Source organism: Pseudomonas sp. 65/3-MNA-CIBAN-0223 (assembly GCF_040310425.1).
GTDB lineage: Bacteria > Pseudomonadota > Gammaproteobacteria > Pseudomonadales > Pseudomonadaceae > Aquipseudomonas > Aquipseudomonas gregormendelii.
In genome coordinates, this window is the sequence record NZ_JBEOPV010000152.1 from 1 (window position 1) to 270 (window position 270).

Here is a 270-nt window from a genome sequence, read left to right on the forward strand (position 1 = left end):
TCTTTGAGCACGGCCGGGTACTTGGCAAAAATCGGGCTGGCTGCGGCGTCTTCGATATCACCCTCGATCGCCATCATGCCTTCGCGGCGGCTCTTGTTGAGGATCTCGTAGATCAGCCCCAGCACTTCCAGATAAAACGTGTGGGAGAAGCGCGAGCTGAACATGCCCAGGGACTTCTTGACCACGTGCATGGTCATATAGCCTGGGTTGGCCTGCAAAAATGCGCCGAACGCGGCACCGCCAATAATCAGCACTTCGAAAGGCTGGATC

1 protein-coding gene is annotated in these 270 nt (G+C 56.7%); it reads right to left on the minus strand.

Features of this window, described 5'->3' with window-relative positions; all coding sequences use genetic code 11:
* Positions 1-269 (minus strand): motility-associated protein (locus AAEZ09_RS28320; RefSeq protein WP_350601657.1); only part of this gene is annotated, 269 nt, incomplete at its 3' end.
* Position 270: the final 1 nt, after the last annotated feature.